Genomic DNA, 25,579 nt, shown 5'->3' with positions numbered 1-25,579 from the left:
TTAATACGGGAAAACAACATAATGAATAAACTTCGCCTTTCGAAATTAACCGGAGCAATTATTTTAGCTCTTGGTGTTTCTGCAAGTGCTATGGCTGCTGACACGTCATCTGCAATGCGCGGTAAAATCACTACTCCATCTGGTGAAAGTGCTGCAAATGTAAAAATTAAAGTTATTCATGGTCCTACTGGAACTGTAAGTGAGCTTACAACCAATTCAAGTGGTACTTTTATAGCTAATGGTTTACGTGTTGGGGGTCCATATACAGTAATAATCGACTCTGATACTTTTAACGACACTACGCTTGAAAACATCTACCTAGAATTAGGCGATACTTATCGCTTAAACTCTCAGCTTAGACCATTAAACATGGAAAAAATTGAAGTTTCTGGCTATAAAATAGTACAACAATCAGGTGGTTCTAGCAGCTCTTTTGGCGAAGATACAATTCAAAACATGCCAAGTTTTAACCGCGATATTAAAGATATTGCTCGCTTAAATCCACTTGCAAATATTAACGGTAATGGAGAGCTAACCTTTGCTGGTAATAATCCACGTAGTAATAGCTTAACTGTTGATGGTATTGGTCAAAACGACGATTTTGGTTTGAACTATGGCGGCTACCCTACAGCGCAGCCACCTGTTGCACTTGATGCAATTGAACAAATTTCTGTAGACGTATCTCCTTTTTCAGCAGCTAAAGGCAACTTTGGTGGCGGTACTATAAATGCAGTAACAAAGTCAGGTACTAACGAATTTAAGTTCTCTGGTTTTTACGAAACATCAACCCCAGATATGGCGGGGGATGTAGACAGTATTTCACAAGTATACGCAAATGGCAGACCAGCTTTAGATGAAGATGGCCACAGAACATTTGTTACTGAACAAGTAAAGCCAATCCAAACAGAAGCGCGTTACGGTTTTAACTTTGGCGGACCAATACTAGAGGATAAGCTTTTTTACTTTGTAAACTACAATGCATGGAAGAGCGAGTTAGATTTAGACTATGGTTTTGAAGGCTCTGGTGCTGCTAATGAGTACGATGTAACCAAAGAAAGCTTTGATCAGTTTTTATCTATATTAGATAACGTGTACGGTATGCAAGATTCTCTTGGTGGCGACCCTAAAGACACCAATGAGTCATTATTGGTTAAGTTAAGCTGGAACATCAACGATGACCATCGTTTAGACTTTACATACCAATGGCAAGACGATAAAGACGAGCGTAATTTTGGTACTGGTGGCAGTACCGTTTCACTTGCTTCAAATCGTTACACTTACGCGACTAAATTCAACAACTTTGCTACCAAGCTTTACTCAGATTGGAATGAAGACTTCTCTACTGAAATTGGTATTGCTTATAAAGATGTAACATCTGACAGCATCACTAATTCTAAAATTGGTAGTGTTAAAGTTGAAGAATATTTCCGTGGACCAGCTTATCAGTTTGGTACTGATGAATACCGTCATGCCAATAAAGCAGCGACTGAAAATTTAACACTAACTTTTGATGGCACATACTTATTAGACGAACACCAAATTAAGTTTGGTGCTAAGTATGAATCTTTAAATTTATATAATTTATTTGCAGCCAACTCTTTAGGCTCATGGGAGTTTGATAACTTTGCTGGTTTCGAAAACCGCGAAGTAGGTAATTACAAAGGTAAACATGACTTTACTTACAGTAATGCCTATACCAACAACTCAGCAGATACTGCTTACGATGCAACGCGCAGTCAGTTTGCTCTTTACGTAGAAGATACGTTTTATGCTACTGATGATTTAGAAGTAACTGCGGGTGTACGTTATGAGCGTTTGGCATCTGACGATAAACCAACATTGAATGAAAAGTTTTTAGAAACCTATGGTTTTACTAACCAAGAAAACCTTGATGGTGTAGATATTATTTTACCTCGTGTTGGTTTCAAATATTATGCAACAGAGGCTCTTACTATCAATGGTGGCGTAGGTCGTTTCCAAGGCGGTATTCCTAACGTTTGGTATAACAACTCATTCCAAAAAGACGGTCTTACTTTTGTTGACGCACCACAAAGCGTAATTGATGGTTACTACGCAAATAACCCTGTTGATATCACTCAAGTTCCAGACGAAATAAAAGGTTCATTAGTACAAGGTGCGGGTAGCACTAACTATATTGATCCTAACTTTAAATTACCTTCAAGCATCCGTGCGCAAGTTGGTTTTGATTATGAATTTGACTCAGAATTTTTAGGTAATGGCTTTAAATGGCAAGCAGAAATTGCTTACCATAAAAAAGAAAATGAGGCTGTATGGCATAACACTGCAATCAAGCCTGTTGGAACAACCGCTGATGGCGATCGTATTATTTATGAAGGTATCTACGAAGGTGACTTAAAAGATAACTTTGATATAGCAATGACCAACTCAGCTGAAGATGGGCGCTCGGTAATCTTCTCTACCGCTCTTGCTAAAGAATGGGATAACGGCCTATACATATCTACCAGTTATGCACATCAAGATATTACAGAAGCTTCAGGTGGTTCATCATCACAAGCACAAAGTAATTATAAACATACAATAACACAAAGCCGTAATGTTGATTTAGCACAGCGTGGTGCTTACGAAGTGGAGCATAGCTTTAAGGTTAATGTGAGCTATAATACTGAGCTTTTTTCTGGCTACCAAACCAAGTTTAACATGTACTTTGAGCGTCGCTCTGGCCGCCCATTTAGCTATACAATGGGTCTTTATGAAAAAGACGATTTAGGCGATACACGTGACTTTTATTCAAACTCGGCTTACCTTGCATACATCCCAACGGGTGCTGATGATGCAAATGTAAACTGGGATGAATCTGGTTTGTCGTGGAGCGAACTTGAAACGCTACTTAACCGTGCTGGTATTTCTGAGCGTGGCCAAATTCTAAACCGTAATACAGGAACTCAACCTTGGGTTACTACTATGGATATTAGTGTTAAACAAGAGATCCCAGGTTTTGCTGAAGGCCATAAAGGTGAGGTTTACTTTATGATTGATAACTTTGCTAACTTACTTAATAGCGACTGGGGTGTTGAAAAGCGTTTAGGTTACTCTGATCAAGCTGTATATGACCTAGCTGGAATAGATGATGAAGGCCGATACATTATCAACAATCGTCATAACGGTGCTGATGTACGCAATTATAGCCAAATTTCTACGTCATCATCTGCATGGCAAGCTAAAATTGGTGTGAGCTATAAGTTTTAATACCTAATAAAGTATTACATTTTATATTAGTTAAACCCATTACAACTTTGTAATGGGTTTTTTCATTTAAACTCCCTTTTTTCATCTATCTGTCATAAATAGTATCTACTCTCTTTTACAACACGAACATTTCATTATTAACATTAATAATCCGTAGCATTATTCTATAAATATTAAAAAAACATTACACTTGTAGCTTATTTGTAAACACAAACTAATGTATAATATGTATAGATTTAGTACTGCATGAATTTGGTTCGTTTGTTTAGTGCAAATACTTTATAAATATAAAAAGTTTAATAAACTACATGGGAAAACAAAATGAAAACTCAACTTCGTAAAACAGCTCTATCACTCGCTATTGCAGCCTGTGTAGGCGTGAGTGGTGCTGCAATCGCCAACGAAACGTCATCGTCTGTTAAAGGTCAGATTACGGGTCCAAATGGTAATCCAGCTGTTGATACTCAAATTACAATTATTCATATACCATCAGGTTCAACAAAGACCGCAACAGTTAATGCACAAGGTAACTTCTCGACCAAGGGATTGCGTGTTGGTGGTCCTTATAAAATAATTGTTGATTCTGATACTTATCAAGATACTCAAGTTGAAGATATTTATTTAACGCTAGGACAAACTTACCCTGTAACCGTTGCTCTTCGCTCACAAGAAATGGAACAAATCATTGTAAGCGGCGCACCAATAAGCTCACAATCAGGTAGTACAGGTCCAGCTACATTTTTCACATTAGATGATTTAGAAAACAAGCCTGCAATTAATCGTGATTTAAAAGATATTATTCGCGCCGATCCTCGTATTTATATCGACGAAACAAATGCCGGTGCAATTAATTGTGGTGGTGGCAACCCTCGCTTTAATAGCTTAACGGTTGATGGTGTTCGTATGAACGATAACTTTGGCCTTAACTCAAGTGGTTACCCTACCGAAAGAATGCCTTTTTCTTTTGATTCTATTGCACAAGTTGCCGTAGAACTAGCACCATTTGACGTACAATACGGTGGTTTTACCTCTTGTAATATCAATGCAGTGACTAAATCAGGTACCAACGAATTAACTGGTGGCTTCTTCTATGATTATACTAACGACTCAATGTCGGGCGATTCCATTAAAGGTAATAAACAGCAACTTGGTGATTACTCAGAAAAGCGTTATGGTTTTAACGTTGGATTGCCACTAATTGAAGATACACTATTTTTATTTACCTCTTATGAAAAACTTGAAGGCGCACAAATATTTGCATATACCCCATTTGCGAATGGTCGAATTAATCAAGCAACTGTGGATCGTATAACCCAAATAGCTAAAGATAACTATAATTACGATGCTGGCAATATGACGCCTAGCATGCCTGTTGAAGATGAAAAAATATTAGTTAAACTAGATTGGAACATCAACAACGATCATCGTGCTAGTTTTGTGTATAACTATAATGATGGCTTTAGTTTAGCGCAGTCAGATGCTGATGCAAATGAACTCGCATTATCAAGCCACTTTTATGAGCGTGGCGCTGAGCTACAATCTTATGTCACCTCACTTTACTCTGATTGGACAGATAACTTTTCAACAGAAATGCGTATAGGTTACTCAAAATTAGATAACCGCCAAGACTCTTTAGATGCTGCTTCAGGATTTGGTGAATTCCGTATTGATACAGGTGATATAGATGTTTATCTTGGCCCAGATGATTCACGTCAAGCAAATAAACTCAAGTATGATAATTTATCTCTTAAACTAGCCGGTACATACTACTTAGAAGATCATGAGCTTTCATTTGGTTACGAACGTGAAGAGCTAGATGTATTTAACTTATTCGTACAGCATAATGAAGGTGAGTATCGTTTTAACTCTATCGAAGACTTTGAAAATGGTGTAGCGCGTGTTTATTATGGTAATGCTTCAAGTCATAACCCTGATGATGCAGCGGGTGAATTTAAGTACGCACTTAACACTCTTTACGCACAAGACAAGTTTGAGTTAATCGATTACGATGTATCATTCATTGTAGGTCTACGTTACGACTGGTATACCAGCGATGACAAGCCAACTCATAACCAAAATTTTGAAGATCGTTATGGTTTTTCTAATAGCCAAAACTTAGACGGTATAGATTTGTTACAACCGCGTTTAGGCGTTAACTGGATTTATAACGATCAGTTAGAACTTCGTGGTGGTGTCGGCTTATACTCTGGTGGTAACCCTAACGTATGGGTATCTAACAGCTATTCTAATGATGGTGTGCGTAATATTCAGGTAAACCAAAAAAACCTACAAATTTTAGGCCCTAATGCTATTGCATTTAACGGTAATGGTCAGCCTGGTTACGATATCCCACAAGACTTATTTGATAATGTTGGTCAAGGCGGTGCTGATGCAAGCACCAATGTAACAGACCCTAATTTTGAAATCCCTTCTGAGTGGAAATTCTCGCTAGGTGGTACTTATATTACCGAGAGTGAGTATGTATTTAATGTTGATTATCTATATACCGACAAACAAGACTCCGCAATTATTAGCAACCTGGCAAATGTAAAAAGTTCAGTAGCACCTGATGGCCGCCCTGTTTACAGTGATGATTTACATCCTCGTGAGTCTGATCTAATGCTAACTAATGTTAAAGGTGACGACGCATATTCACATGTTTTATCCATAGCAATGAATAAATCTTTTGATAACGGCATTGATTTAGCGCTTTCTTATGCTTATACAGTAGCAAAAGATGTGCATCCAATGACAAGCTCTGTTGCATTTTCTAACTACCATAATATTGCAGTATCAGATACAGAAAACCCAGGGCTTGCTGCATCAAACTACGAAATTCCACATCGCTTTACTATGAGCTTATCTTATAACCATGAAATATTTGATGGTTATGACACTAAGTTCAATCTATTTGGTCAGGCATCGCAAACCAGTCCTTATTCTTATGCGTTTGACTCTCGCTCTGGTGGCTTAGGCTTTAATGACAGCAGTCGTCAATTACTATATGTACCTACCTTAGATGATAGTAAAGTTGTTTACGGCGCTAACTTTGATAAAGCAGCGTTTGATGAGTGGGTTAATAGTGAAGGTTTAGCTCGTGGTCAGATCCAAGAGCGTAATAGTATTGATGGTGATTGGTGGGTGACGCTTGATTTCAAAGTTGAGCAGGAGTTTATGGGCTTTACTGGTGATCAAAAAGGCTCAGCTTACTTTGTAATTAAAAACATCGGTAATATGCTGAATGACGATTGGGGCGTGCTAGAAACAGGTAATTCATTTCAAAGTGCTGTTTCTGCAGATATCGTGAATGGACAGTATGTGTTTAACAGCTTTAATAACCCATCGGGTGCAAGCATTGATGTTAAACCATCTCTGTGGGAAATGCGTGTAGGCGTAAAATACACTTTCTAATTAAAATTAGGTAATAATTTTAATTAGTTTAGAGCCCATCTTATGATGGGCTTTTTTTATGGCTGTAACTGATGTTTTAATTTTTCAAAAATGCTCATCATTTGCAGACGCTCATCGTCACTGAGTGTATTTAGGAGCTGCGCTTCCCATGCAAGTGCCTCTGGGGTGATTTTTTTATACAGAGCCTCGCCTTCATCAGATAGCATTAAAAATGCAGCTCGTTTATCTTGCTCATTCACTTTGCTGCAAATAAAACCTTTAGTTATTAAAGCTTTTACCGCTCTTGATACCGTTGATTTATCCATATCAGCTTGCGTGCATAATTGTTTAGCTGTGCTTTGCCCATATTGCGCTAAGTTAGCGAGTATGCGCCACTGCGGAATATTTAAGCCAAATTCACGTTTATACACTTTGGCAAAATCGTTACTCACAAGCGTAGCTATATTGGTTAATTGATAAGGTAAAAACGTATCTAAATTGATCTTCATCGTTGTAGCACCACTCGTTGGGCCTGCGTTTTAATTCAACTGGAAATGACTGTTCATTATTATTTACAGTGAATTAACTTACGCAATTTGAAATTAGTCTCACTTGAGAGTATCTTAGCCTAAATAATAACAAGATTAAACTACCCCACTCTCACAGGAGTTGCTAATGGCTACCGAATTAAAATACATGACTGGTTTTGGTAATGAGTTTGAAACCGAAGCTTTGCCTGGTGCATTGCCTATCGGACAATTTAGTCCGCAAAAAGTAAAGTACGATTTATATGCAGAGCAATTTAGTACAACCGCGTTTACTGCGCCGCGTGCACAAAACCGTCGTAGTTGGCTGTACCGTATTCGTCCCTCTGTTATTCAAGGCGATTATATCGCAATGGATAATGGCTTAATTCGCACTGCGCCTATTACCGAAGTAGTAACTCCACCAACTATGCTGCGCTGGAACCCTATCGATATCCCAGAGCAACCAACTGATTTTATTGATGGCTTAATTACTATGGCCGCTAATGGTAGTGCAAATGGCCAAACCGGTATTGCTATTCATGTTTATGTTGCTAATAAATCGATGGACGGACGTTATTTTTATAATGCCGATGGCGAAATGTTGTTTGTACCGCAGCAGGGTGAATTATTGCTCAAAACTGAGTGTGGTAATTTAACCATAAAAGCGGGCGAAATAGCGGTTATTCCCCGTGGTATAAAGTTTCAGGTACAACTATTAACAGCGACTGCGCGCGGTTATATTTGTGAAAACTATGGCCATCAGTATGAATTAGCTGAGCGTGGCCCGGTCGGCTCTAACGGTTTTGCCAACGATCGTGACTTTCAATACCCAGTTGCTGCTTTTGAAGATATAGAAGGTAAGTTTGAATTAGTGGCTAAATTTAACGGCAACATGTTTCGTTGTGATATCGGCCACTCGCCTCTAGATGTAGTTGCGTGGACCGGTAACAGTGCGCCGTATAAATATGACTTAGCACGTTTTAATGTAATGAATACAGTGAGCTTTGATCACCCAGATCCTTCTATTTTTACCGTACTTACATCGCCATCAGGTACTGAAGGCGTGGCTAATATTGATTTTGCTATTTTTCCTCCACGCTGGATGGTGGCCGAAAACACCTTTCGCCCTCCTTACTTTCATCGCAATATAATGAGTGAATTTATGGGCTTAATAGAAGGCGTTTACGATGCTAAAGAGCATGGCTTTGTTCCTGGGGGTATGAGTCTACACAATTGTATGTCGCCACATGGACCTGAAGCCGACGTGTTCGACAAAGCCTCTAATGCCCAGCTTGAGCCACAACGTTATGATAATACGCTGGCATTTATGTTTGAATCACGTTATATCATATCCCCAACTAAATACGCTCTTGAGGGCAAAGAGCGCCAAACTAACTACACTGATTGCTGGCGCACAATTAAAAAGCAATTTACTGGATCACAAGGATAATAAACCATGAAACTTTATAGTTATTTTCGCTCATCTGCCGCATACCGGGTGCGTATTGCGCTTAACTTAAAAAACATTGATCACGAATTGGTTGGTGTTAATTTACTAAAGTCTGAACAATTAGGTGCAGCCTACTTAGATAAAAACCCACAAGGTTTACTCCCAGCACTTGAAACAGCTGACGGTGTGCTTGGGCAATCTCTGGCTATTTTAGAGTATCTTGAAGAAAGCCATCCAAACACAACGCCATTATTATTTGGTAACGCGTGGCAAAAAGCACAAATCCGTAATTTAAGTTACGCCATAGCCTGCGACATTCATCCGTTAGATAATTTACGCGTACTCAAGTATTTAAGTAACGAACTAGGGGTAGACGATGAGGCTAAAAACACTTGGTATCGCCACTGGGTAGAAGTAGGGTTTGAAAAAGTAGAGCATCTACTTGATCGTAATAACGCTTTTTGTGTGGGTGAGCAACCAAGCCTTGCCGATGTGTGCTTAGTACCGCAGGTATTTAATGCTATTCGTTTTAATGTAAATATGGCCGCATATCCTAAAATAGCAGCCATTTATGAGCGTTGTAATAAGCTCGATGCATTTATTGATGCCGCACCACAAAATCAACCTGATGCAACCTAGTCTAAATAATTAGCCTAGGTAATTAACCCAGAAAATTAGCCTTGTAAGGCACTGTGCACCACAGTTACATGGTCAATTAATTCTAAGCCCAGATCAGTTAAATAACCGCCATCTGGGCTATCTATAATTCCTTTATCAAATAAACGTTGTGCGGCGCTTAACAAGCTAGGCTCTGCGTCTGAATGAAGTTTAATTCCCTGCATTTTACTTTCACGCGGAAATTTAGCTAATAGTGTAAATTCATCGATCATTGTTTGGTTAAATTGCATATATTTTCACCTATTTATTGTTCTGTGTTTTACTAAATATAAATATACCCAAGTCAAGAAAGCGCCTTTTCTATAAGCAGCTGTCTAATGTTAAGGTGCTATAAAATACCCAATTACGCATTTTTATGGTGTTTGTGTATACCTTACCCTAGCATGTTTTTTAGCTTAGTGTATTATTTTTAAACCTGCGACAATTTGAGACTAAAATGCGCCATTTATTAATCTTATGTTTTTATATTAGCTGCTTAAGCTATTCGCTACTCAGCCATGCTAATACAATTAAAACCCACTCTGTTATCGATGCTAATCAGTTTGTAAATACCGACACAAGTTGTTGGTACGACAATAAGCGCTACAGCGAAGGAGCGTTAATACAAATACACTCATTTACACTTATTTGCGGGGCTAAATTTGTACAACATAACAACAGCCAACTAATTTGGCTTAAACTCGACAAACAAGGCAATGCAATTTACCCTACTAAGCCCGCTACAATTACAGTGAATTAGCCTCTACGAGTGAATTAAGTTACACTATGCGCAGTTTAAATAAGTAGTGTAGCTATGGATAATCAACCTAAAAACCCTTTACATGGGGTAACGTTAGAACAAATACTTGTTGAGTTAGAGCAACGACTTGGCTGGAGAACTTTGGGTGAACAGGTTAAAATTAAATGCTTTACTGATGCACCAAGCATTAAATCGAGCTTAAAATTTTTGCGTAAAACCCCATGGGCACGAGATAAAGTAGAAGCACTTTATATTCATACCATAAATAACAAGCCAATTCGTAGACCTAAAAGTGCACCAAGGCCCACTTCCGATAGAGCACCTGATACATCGGGCTTTGTTTGGCCTTCGATCAAAAAATAAATAATAAAACGGCGTGTAATAACGCCGTTTTATAGTTTTATAGTTTTATAGTTTTATAGTTTTATAGCCGTGTATTATTTATCTAGCTGTTCTTTGCAAATAACGTTTAATGATCCAGGTGAAATTGTAATAACTAATTTGTTAGAAGTTTTCACCTCTCCATCTACTACGTATTTAATCTCTTGCTCTGCACTTACTTCCACTCTTTTAGCATTTGTATGATGCGAATTAATAGCTAAATGTGTTTGTGTAATGCTGCTAAACATAAGCTCGGCAATACTCAGTACTGTAGTGCCATTTTCTTTATTGGGTATTAACCAATTCACATCAAGTAAGCCATCACTATGATCGGGCTGCCCGCCACCTTGAGCTAGCAAAGTAGTAAAGGGTGCGGCATTAGCAACAATAAAACTATTGGTACTTACTTGCGTTGGTTCGTTATCATCAAGCTTTATCGTTAATACTTGTGCTTTTTGTTCACCAAAAGCTTGTAAAAAACCATTTAAATAGGCCAGTTGCCCAGATTTGTTTTTAGCTTCACGGTCGGCTTTTTCAATCATGGAGTGTTCAAAGCCAATTCCTGCCAGTAGTAACATTAGCTCGTCGTTACAATAAGCTGTGTCGATTAAACTTGTTTGCCCATCAATAATTAAATCACAGGCTTGTTCAACAGGAATAAATTTTGATTTTATGCCCATTAACACATGCGCTAATGCGTTAGCCGTGCCCAGCGGAATAATACCCAACCTGCATTTAGTGTGCACTAATACACTGGCCACTTCTGTCACTGTGCCGTCACCACCACAAGCAATAATAATATCTGGCTGCTCTTTTATTGCCTGTTTAGCAAGCGCTACGCCGTTAACTTCTTTTGAGGTTGTTAATACGGTTAAGTCGTAATAAGCCGATAAACTAGCAATAATTAGGTGTTGTTTGTCTTGCCACATTTTTGTGCCCGACACTGGATTTGCAATCAAAAATGCTTTGTTTTTAATTACTAACTCACCTTTTTTATGGCGCTTAGCTAAGTGATGTAATTGGCGTTTATTAAGGTTAGCTGTCTCGCGAGTTTCTTTTATTTGTGCCAGTATTTGATGCACATCGGCATCTTTATTTTGGCTAAGCAAGTAGGCCGCCATTACAAACACAGAGCGCCCGCGCCCTAAAGCACAATGCACCACCACACGGCGATCTTTTTGTACATGATGATGGATCCAATTAATTGCTTGGTTTAACTGCGAATGCGTAGGAACGCTATGATCGAGTACCGGAATGTTTAAATAATTAATGTTTTCTTGCGTAGAGCTCCACTCTAAACCGTCAAACTCGCACGTTACATCAAGTATTGCGGTAATACCATTTTCTTTTAGCGTGTCTATGTCGGAGGGGAATAATCGACATGCCAAAAACAAATGTTCATTAATCTTTTGAATAGGCGGCACTTTATCGTGTTTACGTGCCCACGCATTGTATAGTTGTGCGCCGAATAAAAAAGGAATAAACGCCCAGCGAATATAAAAAGGGATAACGCCGTTTTCGCGTTTTCTAAACACTTTTGCTATATCGAATATATAAGCGCCCCCCACTAAAAGTAGTGACAACGCACTCCAATAAAATACAATTGAAAAGTAAATTGAGTTAACTTCCCAGCCAATAAATATGAGTATAAATGCCAATAGTAAGTAACTAATTGCAGCCCACATATGTTCTCCTTTTATAATATATGCTCGTTGTTGTTATATTTATTAATCATGCCTTAATATTGTAAAAGCAAATTTTACGCCAGCATTCACTTATCCCTGATTAATTATATTATTGATAATTAACACTTTAATTTTTATTTATTAAGCCTTTTTTAGTCCACTTATAAAACGTTGCTGTTTTTACACTGTAGTAGGCTAATTGTTCACACTGGTATAAAGTAACAGCAATACACTTTGTTTACTTGTATTAGGCTGTATTGCAGCTAATCTAATAGAACATCTAAGCATTTTTTTGCATCCACAAACAACTCTCAAACGTTTATTTAACTAATAATAAAAATATTAAGGTAATCATGGAAAACGACGATTTACTCCCCCTTTTGTGCTCAACCGCACAAGGCGATAAACACGCATTCGCTAATCTTTATCAGCAAACCAGCGGAAAGTTATTTGCTATAACTTTAAATATGTTAACAAACAGAGCGCATGCGGAAGAAGTATTGCAAGAAGCTTTTATTAAAATTTGGCATAACGCATCTGAGTATAATTCATCTAAGGGAACGGTTATTAGCTGGATGATCAGCATTGTTAGATACCGAAGCCTTGATGCGCTGCGCTACAACAAAGTGCGCAAGGAGCAATCACTAGCCGATGACGATATAAACGAGCACGATATTGAGGTGAGTTATGCCGAAAATACCAAACTCGTAAGCTGTATAGAGCAATTAGAACCACAGCAAAAGCAAGCGATTCACTTGGCCTATTACAAAGGCTTAAGCCACAGCGAATTAGTTGATCATATCGACACGCCTTTAGGTACGGTAAAAAGTTGGATCCGCCGTGGATTAGTTCAGCTACAAAGGTGTTTAACCCTATGAATTATAATAAACCCGAGGTATTAAATGCACTTGCAGGGCAATATGTATTGGGTACACTATCAAGCTCAACCCGTAAGCGTTTTCAGCGATTACTCCTCAACTCCAGCAAAGCACGTGAGGCCACAACAATGTGGGAGCAAAACTTAAATAACTTAGCCAGTGCTATTACGCCACGAGCGCCAAGTGACGACTTATGGCCAAAAATATTACAACAAATTGAAAATCAGCCCCAACCAACGAAAACAATAATTCGTACACAAGCTTCAATTTGGCGCACTTGGTCGTTTGTTGCTACAGCAGCTTCAATTGTATTAGCATTTTTAGTAATGCAACCGGCCACTAATGTTAGCAATATTCAGCAAATTGCATTAGTGCAAAATAAAGCGCAGCAGCCGTTATGGTTTATTGATGTTAATGAGCAGGCTTTATCAATTAAGGCAAGTAGTCAGCTTGTGGCTAAAACAGATAAAGACTATGAGCTGTGGATGATACTAAAAGACCAAGACGCACCAATATCGCTGGGCTTACTCCCTAAAACAGGCAGCATAACGCTATCTAAAAACAGCCGTTTTAAAGCCAGTGATGTTGCTTTATTAGCTGTAAGTTTAGAACCTATTGGTGGCTCGCCAAACGGCTCACCAAGCGAAGTACTCTATACCACCGAATTAGTACTTTTATAAATTACTAAAAACAGCTCTTTTATCTTTTTCAGAAATAAGATATTAGAGCTAAAAACAGCGGTAATTAACAAATAAAGCACATTAATTAAAAATAAATTAACTTATTTGCATCCAATTTAAATCCTGCCTCGTATTACTAATGACTTCAATCAAAAACTAAAGGACAAAGTCATGAAAGCTTTTACTCCATCAATACTCGCAGTTGTTATATGTGCTACTTTTGCAAGTGCACCAAGTGAAGCATCAAGCCATAGAGAAGCGCCTAATATTAGTCGTTTTCCAACCTTAGACTCTACCGATTTTTATGTTTTTAATAGTTATGAGCAAGGCCGTGGTGACTTTGTTACCTTGATTGCTAATTACATTCCATTGCAAGATGCCTACGGTGGCCCTAATTACTTTGCCATGGATCCTGATGCTACTTACAGCATTCACATTGATAACGATGGTGATGCTATTGAAGATATTACTTTTGCGTTTAACTTTAAAAGTATGCTGCCTAATGATAATCAAGGTGTGCAATTAACCGTCGGCCCTGAGGGCAATCAGCGCACTGTATCTGTGCCGCTAAAAAATGTTGGTGGTATTACGGCAGGTAATGATAGTGCAGCTAACTTTAGTGAATCTTACACTGTAAACATGATCAGCGGCCCGCAAAAAACAGGCACTAGCGTACAGCTTAGTAACACCACTACTAGCTCAACTACTTTTAATAAACCGCTTGATTATGTAGGTAATAAAACCTTTACCTCAAAGCAAGATTACCAAATGTATGCCGACCAATTTATGTATCAAGTCGCTATTGCGAACTGTGATGGCATGGCTAAAGTGTTCGTTGGCCAACGTAAAGACCCTTTTGTAGTTAACCTAGGCAAAACCTTTGATTTAGTAAACTACGTACCTGTTGAAGGTGACAGTGCTGCGGGTGCAGGTGATGGCTCAGGCTTTCCTGGTGGCATTACACAGTCGGCAGATAACGATGATTTAGCCGATAAAAACATTACCTCTATAGCAATTGAAGTACCTAAAAGCTGTGTGGTTGGCTCAGGTAATGGCGTAATTGGTTCGTGGACAACAGCAAGCTTACCGCAAGCGCGTATTTTAAATCCTAATGCTAAGTTTGCAAATAACGCAGTTAACGGCGGCGCATTAACGCAAGTTTCGCGTTTAGGTAACCCACTGGTTAATGAGCTAGTAATTGGTATTAAAGATAAAGACACCTTCTCTACTGCACATCCTAAAGATGATGGTCAATTTTTAGATTATGTGTCGCATCCTTCACTGCCTGAACTATTAAATATTTTATTTAAAGATGCAGTTAATACCACCTTAGGGACAAATTTTGCCACGCTTGCACCTACAAACTTTCCACGTAATGATCTTATAACCGCATTTTTAACTGGCTTTGCCGGTGTTAATCAGCAAGCAACAGTAACGCCATCAGAAATGCTGCGTTTAAACACTAAAATTGCAGCAACAGCACAAGCTGATCAATCAACATTTGGGGTAGCAGGTAATGATTTAGCCGGATTTCCAAATGGCCGTCGTCCAGGTGATGACGTTGTTGATATAGCACTAAGAGTTGTTATGGGTCGTTTATGTCACCCTATCCCTGTAGCAGGCGTAGACACTGATTTAGGGCTTTGTAAACCAGAGGATGCTGAAGTAGGTACTGTGCAATTTACCGATGGCGCACCAATAAATGCCGCTATGATGGATGCAAGCTTTCCCTACCTTACTACCCCACTTGCGGGTTCTAAATAAGGAGTAAAACAATGCGTAATTTAAAATATACACAGGCATGTTTGCTGGTAAGTGTTTTAGCAATGAGTGGCTGTGGTAGCGATAATGACAACGAGCCAACAGTGGCTGTTAATGTTGCTCCCACAGCAAGCGATGCCATGGTAACCACACAAACTGAGGTGGCTATTAACGACATGCTTGACGCAGCAGATGCCGATGGCGATACACTTGCCTACAGCATAACAACCCAACCTACACTCGGCAGCGTAGTTGTAAATGCCGATGGCACATACACCTACACGCCCAACAAAGAACAAACAGGGTCAGATAGCTTCATGTTTGGTGTGTCTGATGGGGTTAACAACCAAGTAACAGCAACGGTAAGTATTACTATTGAAGCGTTGCAAGTCGACTTTGCTCAGTTTGCAACCGATGCATTTAATCAACCCGCTAACGCTGAGCCACTGTCTATAAACGGCCGGGTATTTACTAACACCGAAACAGATGTTGGTGGCCTCCACCCTGCAACAGGTAATTAATCAGTAAGTCATAATCAAAGCTGACAGGCCACGGATGGCTTTTTCAAAAGGACTAAACAATGCAATTACCTTACACCAAATTAATTTTGCTACTTGTGGGTATGTTATTTTCAAGCAATGTATTTGCCAGCGCTTTTACCCCAGCCGATAATGAGATTATTGCCCCTAGTAACTCAAATATAGTCGCTCAACTGTCTGTTGCCGAAATAAACGAATTAGTTATAAATAGCCAATATGCTGGGCAAACTGAACGTTTGCAAGGTGTGTTAAAAACACATTTAGCAACTTTGTATAACCAAAACCCCACTCCACAAGTTGGTTATTTATATGCACGAGTACTACAAAAAGAACACCAATTTGATGCTGCAATTAAAATTGCTACTGAAGTATTAGTGGCTGAGCCAAATCACAGTAATAGTCATTTATTACTGGCTAATATTTACATGACCAAAGGTAAATTCACTGCTGCCAAAGGGCATTGTACAGCCTTAATTGGGCAGGTAAGCCTTATTACCGTAAGTACTTGCGTGTTAGATGTACAAAGCCAGCAAGAGCAACTAATACAAAGTTATAATGCATTAAAAAAGATTACCCATAATAAAAATATTAGCCTAGCCACTGCCCATGTATTAAGTGAAATGAGCTACCGATTAAATAATTATCAAACTGCGTTGAGCTACATTAGCCATCTTGATTTACAGTTTGCGCCGGTGAGCCTTATTGTACTGTGGGCCGATACTCAATTAGCACTTAATAACACGCAGCAAGTACTCAATACTTTAGCTGGTTTGCTAACAGATAACAGTAATTTAGAAGATGCTATTTTACTCAGGCTGGCTATTGCTGAAAAAAATACCAATGCGGTTAGTACTAAGTGGCAAACAATGATGAAAAGCCGTGTGGCGCTGCGCGAACTACGTCAAGATACCTTTCATGCCAGCGACCTAGCTCACTATTATATTGCAGTAGCGCCAAATAGTGATAAAGCCCTGTACTGGGCCAATATAAATTGGCAACAAGCTAAAATGAGCACCGATAAGCAGTTATTAATACAAGCCAAAGCCATGCAGCGAGCAACACTATGAAACTCTTTTGTGTATTTATTCTCACTTTAGCCACCTGTTTAGTGGCCACTAATAGCTTTGCTCATCAGTTAAGTACTGGCTATATAACTTTAAATAATACCGCTGCTAGCCAAAATAAGTACAGTGGTCAGTGGCAAGTAAATATAACCGATTTAGAGCAAGTCGTGGCGCTCGATATTAATAACGACAAACAAATAACCTGGGCTGAAATAAAAGCCAAACGCAGCTCAATTAATAGTTTTGTTTATGCTAATTTACAGCTAATTCAGCAACAACAGGCATGCAGGCTCTCTACCCAAGGAGCGTATCAATTAGATAGTCACTTTAATCAACCCTATTTAGTAATACCGCTGCTATTTAGCTGCGCTGACCAAACTGACATTAGCTTACATTACAGCGCCTTTTTTAATACCGATGGCAACCACAAAGCCATTGTAAATATTAATAATTTATCGCGCGTGTTTAGCGCAGCCAATGCAAAACAAACCTTTAACTTTAGCCAATCAAGCTACTTAAGCACCTTTAATCAATATGTGTATCAAGGAATATTACATATTTGGATTGGTATTGATCATATTTTATTTTTAATCGCCTTATTACTTACCTGCGTACTTACCCGCACCGAAAAACAATGGCAAGGTATTAGCTCAAAAAAACAAATTATTAAACACACCGCGTGGATAGTTACCGCATTCACCCTAGCGCATTCAATTACGCTCACTGCAACAGCTATGAATTTAGTATCGCCAAATAGCCGCTGGGTAGAGCTAGGTATTGCCCTATCAGTACTTTTTGCTGCACTTAATAATGTGTGGCCACTGATATTGCGCTTAGGCTGGGTAACATTTGCATTTGGTTTATTGCACGGCATGGGGTTTGCCAGTGTATTGGGTGAGTTGGGGCTGTCGAGCGATTATCAGCTATTGAGTATTGTGGCATTTAACTTAGGGGTAGAAATTGGTCAGCTCAGTATTTTACTCGTAGCATTACCGGTGTTAATCAGCATAAGAGGCTATCAGTGGTATAAAAAATGGTTAATGCCGGTGGGCTCATTTGCCATAGCACTGATTGCATTACAATGGTCAATCGAGCGGTTTTAACCTGTAACCGCTCTAATACCAATTTAGAGTACTTTTTATAGTGCTTTTACAGTACTTCGTCATGCGCTTCAAAAGGCATGAGTAGCGTTTTCATCGCAGGGCGAAGTGCTATTAATACTGTTTCTTCTGTTAGTTCTGGGTAGAGCATTTTGCGTAAAAACAAGCCCGCCATCATAGAAAAAATAACATTAATACGGCTCTCTAATTCTTGCTCTGAGTGTGATTTTAACAAGCTTCTGTCGCTAATTAATAACTGTCTCATTCTGTTTCGCGCTTGCATATCGGCTTCATGCAATAGCGAGGCTACTTTATCGTTTCTACTCGCTTCTGCCATCATGTCTAAATCGATCACACAGGCACCGGTATCCATATGGCGTTGCACACTTTGATGCAACCGATCTAAAAGTATCGTTAACAAATCCCCAGGCTGATCTTCAAACTCTTGAAATATAGAAAACATTTCTTGCATGTCTTGCTCAATAATACTCTCTATTATTGCTTCTTTACTTTCAAAGTAGTTATAGATATGGCCGGCACTCATACCCGCAGTTCTTGCAATTTCAGCCATGCCTGCCCCATGATAGCCTTTGCGACGAAAGCAGTCTGCTGCAGCATCTAGTACTTGTGTGCGCCGTGCTTCGACTAATGCAGGATCTGCATGTCTTTTACTTTTATGGGTCACTTACAACTCCACTATTTAACCTGTCTATTATAAAAACCAATTGCATCTAAATATTTAGTTACAGCAAATAAAGCGCTGTTAAATTAGAAGTATTATAAATTTAACATTCTAGTGATGGCCTATAGCAAAAGCTATAGACCATATAGACTACTTAATCTTGCACCGCTGGTGAGGTAACTTGCCAACCGCCGCCAACTGCTTTGTATAAGTTAATTTTACTGGCAAGTAATGCTTGCTTACCCGTAATTAACTGCTGTTGGGCACTGTACCAAGTTCTTTGCGAATCAAGAACTTGCAAGTAACTGTCGGCACCTTTGTCGTAACGCGCTTGCGAAATATCAAAGGTTGCTTGACGGCTTTGCACTAACTGCTCAAGTGCGCTTAGCTGGGCGTTATAACCTTCTCTATCTGCAAGTACGTCAGCAACTTCACGAAACGCTTGCTGAATTTTTTGCTGATAGGTGGTAAGCGCTATTTGTTGCGCCGCTTTAGCAACATCTAAATTAGCTTGGTTACGGCCCATATTAAAAATAGGCAAATTAATAGTAGGTATAAAACTCCACGTACCCGAGCCACCATCAAATAAACCACTTAAGTCGCTTGATGCAGTACCCGCATTAGCGGTTAAACTAATACTTGGGTAAAACGCAGCACGCGCGATACCAATATTTGCATTAGCCGCTAACAACTGATGCTCAGCCGCTTTAATATCAGGGCGTTGCGTGAGTAAATCAGACGGTAAACCAACTGGTACTTCTGGTAAGTCGAGTAAATGATTAAGTGACGCATTTGGCAGTAAATCACTGGCAACGCTATTACCTACTAGTAAATCAAGCGCATTTTTATCGCGTTTTAATAAACGCTTATACTTTGCTATATCAACTTTAGCTGTAGCAACCGTACTTTTAAGTTGCTCTAGGGTAATTGCTGATGCAGCACCTAAATCAAAACTTTGTTGAGTAAGTGATAACGACGACTGTTGCGACGTTAGGGTTTCCTCGGCCAGTGCTAATAACTGCTGGTCGGTTGCATAGTTAAGCCAGGCATTAGCAAGCTCAGCAATAAGCGACACTTGCATACTGTATTGGCTCAGCTGCGTAGAGTATAAGGTTTGCAGTGCTTGCGCTGACTGATTGCGCACCTTGCCCCATATATCAAGCTCATACGAGGTAATACCTACGGTAGCACTGTACTGCGAATTAATACGCGGCTCACCAGTACTCGATAAATCACCCGGCAAGCGCTGACGCGATCCAGAGCCATTTATATCAAGCGATGGAAATAATGCCGAGTCTTCTATTTGATATAAGCCACGCACGCGCTGCACATTTAATGCAGCAATTTGTAAGTCTTTATTATGCTCAAGGCTCTGTGCAATTAACGCTTGCAGTTTTTCATCGTTAAAAAACTGTTGCCAATTTAGCTGCGTAGCTTGCGCTTGCTCTGCACCCGATGCATACGCATCAGGCACAGGTAAAGCTATTTCTTGTTGCTCTGGGGCAAGTTGGCACCCCGTTAATACAGCTAAAGTAAGTGCGTTTAAACCTAATGTTTTTAAGTTCATTATTCGCTCTCCTTCGTTGCTACTGCCGATTTACTTGAGAATGTTTTACGTACTAAAACAAAAAACAAAGGCACAAATAACACCACTAAGGTAGAGGCAGCTAATGTACCACCAATAATAGAGATACCCAGCGCATTTTGTGCACCCGACCCTGCGCTCGACGCAATAGCCAAAGGTACAACACCACAAATAAAGGCCAGCGAGGTCATTAATACTGGGCGTAAACGCAGTTTAACAGCAGCTATTGCAGCATCCACTAAGCTCAGGCCTTCTTCCATTTTATGAATAGCAAATTCAACTATTAATATCGCGTTTTTAGAAGCCAAACCTATGGTGGTTAACAAGCCTACTTGTAAGTAAATATCGTTTGATAAGTTACCAATTAATGCCGCCATAATCGCACCAAATATACCCAGTGGCACAATAATCATTACAGCAAATGGTACTGACCAACTTTCGTATAACGCAGCTAAACATAAAAATACAAACAACAGCGACAATCCATACAGTAAAGGCGCTTGCCCACCACTTGAGCGTTCTTGATAAGATATACCCGACCACTCAGAAGCAATACCGTTTGGCAATTGCTTAACTAAACGCTCCATTTCATCCATAGCCTGCCCTGTACTATAGCCAGGTGCTGCACTACCTTGAATTTCCATCGCAGAAAAACCATTGTAGCGCTCTAAGCGTGGTGAGCCGTAAGACCAGTGCGAACTAGCAAATGCTGCAAACGGCACCATATCGCCATTATTATTACGCACGTACCACTTATTTAAGTCCTCTGGCACCATGCGCGAATCAGCTTCGCCTTGCATGTATACTTTTTTCACGCGGCCGCGGTCAATAAAGTCATTAACATAGCGGCTACCCCATGCGGTAGACAAAGTACTATTTATATCGGTTTGAGTAACGCCCAATGCTTCCGCTTTTGCAAGGTCAATATCAAGTTGCAGCTCTGGCATGTCTTCTTGGCCATTTGGACGCACACCCGCTAAAACAGGGCTTTTACTTGCCATACCCAATAGCATATTACGTGCATTTAATAACTCGTCATGGCCTAAGCCTACGCGGTCTTGTAAAAACATATTAAAGCCATTAGCTGTACCAAGCTCTACAATTGCCGGTGGTGGGAAAGCAAATACAAACGCTTCTTTTATGGTTGAAAAATACCCCATCCCTTTACCTGCTACTGCATTTACCGATAAGTCGTCACGCTGGCGCTCATCCCAATGCTTTAAGCTCACAAAACCAATTGCTGAGTTTTGCCCAGAACCGGCAAAACTAAAGCCTGTTACCGTAAAGATAGAACTTACCGCTTCGGCTTGATCATTCAAATAATGGTTTTCTACTTTTTCAACTACACCTAACGTTTGCTCAATGGTAGAGCCTGCAGGCAACATTACTTGGTTAAATAATATACCTTGGTCTTCGTCTGGTAAAAAAGCAGTTGGTAAGCTTGAAAACACATATACCATACCACCCACAAGCACACCATAAATAAGTAAGTAGCGCTTTGATTGGCTGATCATACGCCCAACAATACCTTGCGCGCCGCGGTTTGTTTTATCAAAGCCACGGTTAAAGCCAGAGAAAAAACGTCCAATAAATGATGTTTTATCGTGTACATGGCTTGGCTTAAGTAAGGTTGCACATAATGCAGGCGTTAAAATAAGCGCCACTAATACCGACAAGCCCATTGCCGACACAATAGTAATAGAGAACTGACGGTAAATAACACCGGTAGAGCCACTAAAAAACGCCATCGGAATAAATACTGCCGACAGCACCATAGCAATACCTACCAATGCGCCTTTAATTTCGTCCATTGATTTACGTGTTGCATCTAATGCCGAGAGTTTTTCTTCAGTCATTAAGCGCTCTACGTTTTCTACTACAACAATCGCATCATCAACCAACAGGCCAATGGCAAGTACCATAGCAAACATAGTTAACGTATTGATTGAATAACCAAAGGTATACAAAATTGCAAACGTACCCAGTAGTACAACAGGTACTGCAATAGTAGGAATTAACGTTGCACGAAAGTTTTGTAAAAACAAATACATTACAACAAACACAAGTATCACAGCTTCAATTAACGTGTGTACTACTTTTTCTATCGACAAAGATACAAATGGTGTGGTGTCGTAAGGAATAACAACATCTAAACCTTCAGGAAAAAACGGTTTTAAGTCCTCTAATGCTTTTTTAACGCCCTCTGCGGTATCTAGTGCGTTAGCACCACTGGCAAGCTTTATACCAATACCCGCAGCCGGATCACCATTAAAACGTGCAACTACACCATAATTTTCACCGCCCAGTTCTACTCTAGCTACATCTTTTAGACGCACTACTGAGCCATCACTATTGGTTTTAACTAAAATGTTTTCAAACTGATCAGGTGTTTGCAAACGGCTTTGTGCCGTTATTGTCGCATTTAACTGCTGCCCTGCAATCGCAGGCATACCACCGAGTTGGCCGGCAGAAACCTGCGCATTTTGTGCAGTAATTGCCGCGCCAATATCGTTTGGAGTTAACTTAAAGTTTTGTAATTTTGCTGGATCTAACCAAATACGCATAGCGTACTGCGAGCCAAATAACTGCGCTTCACCTACACCATCAACACGAGAAACAATATCTTGCACGTTTGAGGCTACATAATCACCAATATCAATATTAGTCATGCTGCCATCTTTAGACACAAAACCTAATACTAATAAAAAGTTACGCGCCGCTTTGGCTACTACAACACCTTGGCGTTGTACTTCCTCTGGTAACAACGGCGTTGCGGTTGCTAATTTGTTTTGTACTTGAACCTGAGCAATATCAGGGTCTGTATCAGCATTAAACGTTAATGTAAGCGTTGCTGAGCCACTCGACTCTGACGTTGACGACATATATAACAAGCCGTCTAGCCCTTTCATTTTTTGCTCAATAACTTGCGTTACAGAGTCTTCTAAGGTTTGCGCTGATGCACCTGGGTAATTTGCAGTAATACTAATCGCAGGCGGTGCAATAGAAGGATACTGTGCAATAGGTAAACTTTTAACTGCTAAAATACCCGCTAACATAACAATAATAGCGAGTACCCAAGCAAATATCGGTTTATCGATAAAATATCGTGACATTTAAACTCTCCGTTATTGCGCTTGAGTGGCTAAAGGTGTTGCTTCAGTGACAATCACTGGCGCGCTAGGACGAATTTTTTGTAAGCCTTCAACAATTAACTTATCACCAGCAGATAAACCTTTAGTCACTAACCAGTTCGAACCTATTGTTCTATCAACCTCTAGTACTCGGCTCTCTACTGTATTATTTTCACTTACCACCATAGCCGTTGGCTGGCCTTTGGTATTACGCGTTACACCACGCTGCGGAACCAAAACAGCATTTTCTTGAACCCCTTCAACAATAGATGCACGGGCATACATACCCGGTAAAAGTAGTTTCTCAGGGTTAGAAAATTTAGCTCGCAATGTTACCGAACCCGTACTTGGATTAACCGTTACTTCTGAAAACTGTAAGGTGCCCTTATGCGGATAAACCGAACCGTCTTCCATATAAAGCTCAACCTCGGTTTGAATATCTGCATCAACACTTAACGAGCCCGACGACAATGCTTTTTTAAGCTTGGTTAACTCATTACTCGATTGTGTTAAATCAACATAAATTGGATCAAGCTGCGTTACTGTTGCCAATGCCATTGCTTGATTAGCACTTACCAAAGCACCAACAGTCACACTCGATTTACTAATTTGACCACCAATAGGCGATGCTACATGGCTGTAATCTAAATTAATTTGTGCAGCCTGTAATTGCGCTTTCGCAGTAAGTAACTCAGCCTTTGCCTGTTTAGCAGTTGCATCTGCTTCGTCAAAGTCTTGCTGACTTACAGCTTTAATTGCCAACAACTCTTTATAACGCGCAGCTTTTGATTTACTGCTGGCAATACTCGCCTCAGCACGGGCTACAGCTGCTTCACTTGCTGCAAGCTCAGCTTCAAAAATGGCTGGATTTATTTGATATAGCGCTTGGCCTTTTTCTACTTGCGTACCTTCTGTAAACAAACGAGATTGCACAATACCGCTAACTTGAGGACGAATTTCTGCTATTTGATATGCACTTACACGCCCTGGTAATTCTTGTTTAAGTGTAAGTGTTTGGCTTTTTATCGTAACTACACCTACTGGAGTGCCTTGAGAAGCAGTAGCTTTAGGTTGCTCAGCAGCCTGATCACAACCAGTTAAAACGACAGAACCAACGAGGGCCGAAAATACCAATAGCGCGATGCGGGAACGCTGCATATTAAATTACCTTTTAACTTGAATTTAAACTTTAGAATGAACGTTCATTCTAAATTATTTGCATGCACTTTCCAATGCTAATTAAGAATTATTTTTAACTAGATTTAATGCTGTAAACATATGTAAATTTGGTTGACTAAAGCGACTATTTGCTTACAGTCAAAACTCCCCTAGGGCATTGTGTAAAGCCCAAATAGGGCTGAATTCAGCGTGGTTGTGCTTTGAATAGTGATTAGTTATTGGTATTTAGTAATTGCTATAGACACTTGATTGAGGTGTTGTATGGAACGGTCATTGAGGTTCGCTAGATATAATAGAAAACTTAGTGATAGTAATATCTTAGGTAATTTGTTAAAACTATATTAAGTAGAGAAATGAGCGTGACATCGGCAGAGATATCACGATTCGCACACTATCAATGATGCAATAACTTATTAATTGAAACACAATAGAGAAATATAATGATTATAGACGGCGAAATAACTTTAAAGTCAGGGTTTAGATATCAAGTTGAGTTACATTCAGTCAGAACTGACAGCATCGGCAACCTTCATGGAGGAAAGTTCAAAAATGATACTGACTTTCAAGCGCAATTAGAGACAGATGCAAGAGATGCTGGATCATGGAAAGCGATACAAGAAATGAGTATCCAATTCGATTACCGAAGTAATACTTTTGATTGTGATATTCTTGTGCAAGACGTATTCAATGATTTCCCTTCATTCAAAGTAATCAAAGTGCGTGCCATGTAAATTACACGTACAAGCCAATCAAGCAGGATTAAAAACGGCTGCTCAGTCCCGCTTAGCTGCACATTTTAGCAAACAATTTTTAGTCTCTTATTGGGCTGTTGAACAAAGCCGCTACGCGGAGCTAGCAACTTCTAGCATAATTGCCACACTTGTCATTGGGACTTCCCCCTA

General features: G+C 39.6%; 20 protein-coding genes. 13 read left to right on the top strand and 7 right to left on the bottom strand.

The genetic code is table 11. The annotated features are described in order from the left end of the window. Positions 1–21 precede the first annotated feature (21 nt). The gene (locus tag J5X91_RS01600) at positions 22–3,228 is read left to right on the top strand and encodes a TonB-dependent receptor (RefSeq protein ID WP_208833930.1); all 3,207 of its coding nucleotides are present in this window, start codon (positions 22–24) and stop codon (positions 3,226–3,228) included. A gap of 321 nt (positions 3,229–3,549) precedes the next feature. Beyond that, the gene (locus J5X91_RS01595) at positions 3,550–6,639 is read left to right on the top strand and encodes a TonB-dependent receptor (protein ID WP_208833929.1); all 3,090 of its coding nucleotides are present in this window, start codon (positions 3,550–3,552) and stop codon (positions 6,637–6,639) included. 56 nt (positions 6,640–6,695) lie between these two features. Here J5X91_RS01595 and J5X91_RS01590 read toward each other — a convergent pair whose 3' ends face one another. Further along, the gene (locus J5X91_RS01590; protein WP_208833928.1) at positions 6,696–7,127 is read right to left on the bottom strand and encodes a MarR family transcriptional regulator; all 432 of its coding nucleotides are present in this window, start codon (positions 7,125–7,127) and stop codon (positions 6,696–6,698) included. 166 nt (positions 7,128–7,293) lie between these two features. Between J5X91_RS01590 and hmgA the strand changes: the two genes are divergently transcribed. Together hmgA and maiA are read left to right on the top strand one after the other, a co-directional pair. Then, positions 7,294–8,595 carry a homogentisate 1,2-dioxygenase gene (gene hmgA / locus J5X91_RS01585; protein WP_208833927.1) on the top strand — a complete coding sequence of 434 codons (1,302 nt, stop codon included), beginning with the start codon at positions 7,294–7,296 and terminating at the stop codon, positions 8,593–8,595. 6 nt (positions 8,596–8,601) lie between these two features. After that, positions 8,602–9,234: a maleylacetoacetate isomerase gene (maiA, locus tag J5X91_RS01580; protein ID WP_182683660.1), complete on the top strand. Its 633-nt coding sequence runs from the start codon at positions 8,602–8,604 to the stop codon at positions 9,232–9,234. Positions 9,235–9,269: 35 nt separating this feature from the next. On the opposite strand, the gene J5X91_RS01575 is transcribed toward maiA, so the two are convergent. Continuing rightward, positions 9,270–9,503, bottom strand: a complete 234-nt coding sequence (locus J5X91_RS01575; RefSeq protein WP_011329965.1) for a TIGR02647 family protein — start codon at positions 9,501–9,503, stop codon at positions 9,270–9,272. Positions 9,504–9,709: 206 nt separating this feature from the next. Between J5X91_RS01575 and J5X91_RS01570 the strand changes: the two genes are divergently transcribed. Beyond that, positions 9,710–10,012: a YnjH family protein gene (locus tag J5X91_RS01570; RefSeq protein ID WP_011329964.1), complete on the top strand. Its 303-nt coding sequence runs from the start codon at positions 9,710–9,712 to the stop codon at positions 10,010–10,012. A 54-nt stretch (positions 10,013–10,066) separates the two neighbouring features. After that, the gene (locus J5X91_RS01565; RefSeq protein ID WP_011329963.1) at positions 10,067–10,375 is read left to right on the top strand and encodes a VF530 family protein; all 309 of its coding nucleotides are present in this window, start codon (positions 10,067–10,069) and stop codon (positions 10,373–10,375) included. Between the two features lie 74 nt (positions 10,376–10,449). Here J5X91_RS01565 and J5X91_RS01560 read toward each other — a convergent pair whose 3' ends face one another. Then, entirely contained in the window at positions 10,450–12,078 is a 1,629-nt protein-coding gene (locus tag J5X91_RS01560) for a diacylglycerol kinase family protein (protein WP_011329962.1), read from the bottom strand. Between the two features lie 353 nt (positions 12,079–12,431). Between J5X91_RS01560 and J5X91_RS01555 the strand changes: the two genes are divergently transcribed. The 6 genes from J5X91_RS01555 (at position 12,432) to J5X91_RS01530 (ending at position 18,103) form a co-directional block, all read left to right on the top strand. Then, positions 12,432–12,956, top strand: coding sequence for a sigma-70 family RNA polymerase sigma factor (locus tag J5X91_RS01555; RefSeq protein WP_058374953.1), 525 nt, complete (start codon positions 12,432–12,434; stop codon positions 12,954–12,956). Beyond that, a complete protein-coding gene (locus J5X91_RS01550; protein ID WP_208833926.1) occupies positions 12,953–13,636 on the top strand; it encodes an anti-sigma factor in 684 nt (227 codons plus the stop codon). Before J5X91_RS01555 ends, J5X91_RS01550 begins: the two co-directional genes overlap by 4 nt. A gap of 171 nt (positions 13,637–13,807) precedes the next feature. Then, entirely contained in the window at positions 13,808–15,400 is a 1,593-nt protein-coding gene (locus J5X91_RS01545; RefSeq protein WP_208833925.1) for a DUF4331 domain-containing protein, read from the top strand. Between the two features lie 11 nt (positions 15,401–15,411). Next, complete coding sequence (locus tag J5X91_RS01540; RefSeq protein WP_208833924.1) at positions 15,412–15,918, top strand: Ig-like domain-containing protein; 507 nt, start codon at positions 15,412–15,414, stop codon at positions 15,916–15,918. Positions 15,919–15,977: 59 nt separating this feature from the next. Next, positions 15,978–17,003 (top strand): tetratricopeptide repeat protein, encoded by a 1,026-nt coding sequence (locus J5X91_RS01535; protein WP_208833923.1) that lies wholly within the window; start codon positions 15,978–15,980, stop codon positions 17,001–17,003. Continuing rightward, entirely contained in the window at positions 17,000–18,103 is a 1,104-nt protein-coding gene (locus J5X91_RS01530) for a HupE/UreJ family protein (RefSeq protein WP_208833922.1), read from the top strand. The genes J5X91_RS01535 and J5X91_RS01530 overlap by 4 nt, the downstream gene beginning before the upstream one ends. Before the next feature lie 46 nt (positions 18,104–18,149). Here the strand turns inward: J5X91_RS01530 and J5X91_RS01525 are convergent, their stop codons facing one another. From J5X91_RS01525 to J5X91_RS01510, 4 genes are all read right to left on the bottom strand, one after another. Continuing rightward, a complete protein-coding gene (locus tag J5X91_RS01525) occupies positions 18,150–18,785 on the bottom strand; it encodes a TetR/AcrR family transcriptional regulator (RefSeq protein ID WP_208833921.1) in 636 nt (211 codons plus the stop codon). Between the two features lie 151 nt (positions 18,786–18,936). After that, positions 18,937–20,349, bottom strand: a complete 1,413-nt coding sequence (locus J5X91_RS01520; RefSeq protein ID WP_208833920.1) for an efflux transporter outer membrane subunit — start codon at positions 20,347–20,349, stop codon at positions 18,937–18,939. Beyond that, entirely contained in the window at positions 20,349–23,480 is a 3,132-nt protein-coding gene (locus J5X91_RS01515) for an efflux RND transporter permease subunit (protein WP_182683665.1), read from the bottom strand. The genes J5X91_RS01520 and J5X91_RS01515 overlap by 1 nt, the downstream gene beginning before the upstream one ends. A 12-nt stretch (positions 23,481–23,492) precedes the next feature. Beyond that, positions 23,493–24,656, bottom strand: a complete 1,164-nt coding sequence (locus J5X91_RS01510) for an efflux RND transporter periplasmic adaptor subunit (protein WP_208833919.1) — start codon at positions 24,654–24,656, stop codon at positions 23,493–23,495. A 461-nt stretch (positions 24,657–25,117) separates the two neighbouring features. Here J5X91_RS01510 and J5X91_RS01505 point away from each other — a divergent pair, with 461 nt between their 5' ends. Further along, a complete protein-coding gene (locus J5X91_RS01505; protein WP_208833918.1) occupies positions 25,118–25,408 on the top strand; it encodes a hypothetical protein in 291 nt (96 codons plus the stop codon). Positions 25,409–25,579 lie beyond the last annotated feature (171 nt).

Source organism: Pseudoalteromonas sp. K222D (assembly GCF_017653575.1).
Classification (GTDB): Bacteria; Pseudomonadota; Gammaproteobacteria; order Enterobacterales; family Alteromonadaceae; genus Pseudoalteromonas; species Pseudoalteromonas nigrifaciens.
Note: the sequence above shows the minus strand (reverse complement) of the source record. Positions and strands in the feature narration are given on the sequence as shown.

Coding starts and splice junctions, on each gene's coding strand:
- J5X91_RS01600 (WP_208833930.1), top strand. CDS start 22: ATGAATAAACTTCGCCTTTCGAAATTAACCGGAGCAATTATTTTAGCT.
- J5X91_RS01595 (WP_208833929.1), top strand. CDS start 3,550: ATGAAAACTCAACTTCGTAAAACAGCTCTATCACTCGCTATTGCAGCC.
- J5X91_RS01590 (WP_208833928.1), bottom strand. CDS start 7,127: ATGAAGATCAATTTAGATACGTTTTTACCTTATCAATTAACCAATATA.
- hmgA (WP_208833927.1), top strand. CDS start 7,294: ATGGCTACCGAATTAAAATACATGACTGGTTTTGGTAATGAGTTTGAA.
- maiA (WP_182683660.1), top strand. CDS start 8,602: ATGAAACTTTATAGTTATTTTCGCTCATCTGCCGCATACCGGGTGCGT.
- J5X91_RS01575 (WP_011329965.1), bottom strand. CDS start 9,503: ATGCAATTTAACCAAACAATGATCGATGAATTTACACTATTAGCTAAA.
- J5X91_RS01570 (WP_011329964.1), top strand. CDS start 9,710: ATGCGCCATTTATTAATCTTATGTTTTTATATTAGCTGCTTAAGCTAT.
- J5X91_RS01565 (WP_011329963.1), top strand. CDS start 10,067: ATGGATAATCAACCTAAAAACCCTTTACATGGGGTAACGTTAGAACAA.
- J5X91_RS01560 (WP_011329962.1), bottom strand. CDS start 12,078: ATGTGGGCTGCAATTAGTTACTTACTATTGGCATTTATACTCATATTT.
- J5X91_RS01555 (WP_058374953.1), top strand. CDS start 12,432: ATGGAAAACGACGATTTACTCCCCCTTTTGTGCTCAACCGCACAAGGC.
- J5X91_RS01550 (WP_208833926.1), top strand. CDS start 12,953: ATGAATTATAATAAACCCGAGGTATTAAATGCACTTGCAGGGCAATAT.
- J5X91_RS01545 (WP_208833925.1), top strand. CDS start 13,808: ATGAAAGCTTTTACTCCATCAATACTCGCAGTTGTTATATGTGCTACT.
- J5X91_RS01540 (WP_208833924.1), top strand. CDS start 15,412: ATGCGTAATTTAAAATATACACAGGCATGTTTGCTGGTAAGTGTTTTA.
- J5X91_RS01535 (WP_208833923.1), top strand. CDS start 15,978: ATGCAATTACCTTACACCAAATTAATTTTGCTACTTGTGGGTATGTTA.
- J5X91_RS01530 (WP_208833922.1), top strand. CDS start 17,000: ATGAAACTCTTTTGTGTATTTATTCTCACTTTAGCCACCTGTTTAGTG.
- J5X91_RS01520 (WP_208833920.1), bottom strand. CDS start 20,349: ATGAACTTAAAAACATTAGGTTTAAACGCACTTACTTTAGCTGTATTA.
- J5X91_RS01515 (WP_182683665.1), bottom strand. CDS start 23,480: ATGTCACGATATTTTATCGATAAACCGATATTTGCTTGGGTACTCGCT.
- J5X91_RS01510 (WP_208833919.1), bottom strand. CDS start 24,656: ATGCAGCGTTCCCGCATCGCGCTATTGGTATTTTCGGCCCTCGTTGGT.
- J5X91_RS01505 (WP_208833918.1), top strand. CDS start 25,118: ATGATTATAGACGGCGAAATAACTTTAAAGTCAGGGTTTAGATATCAA.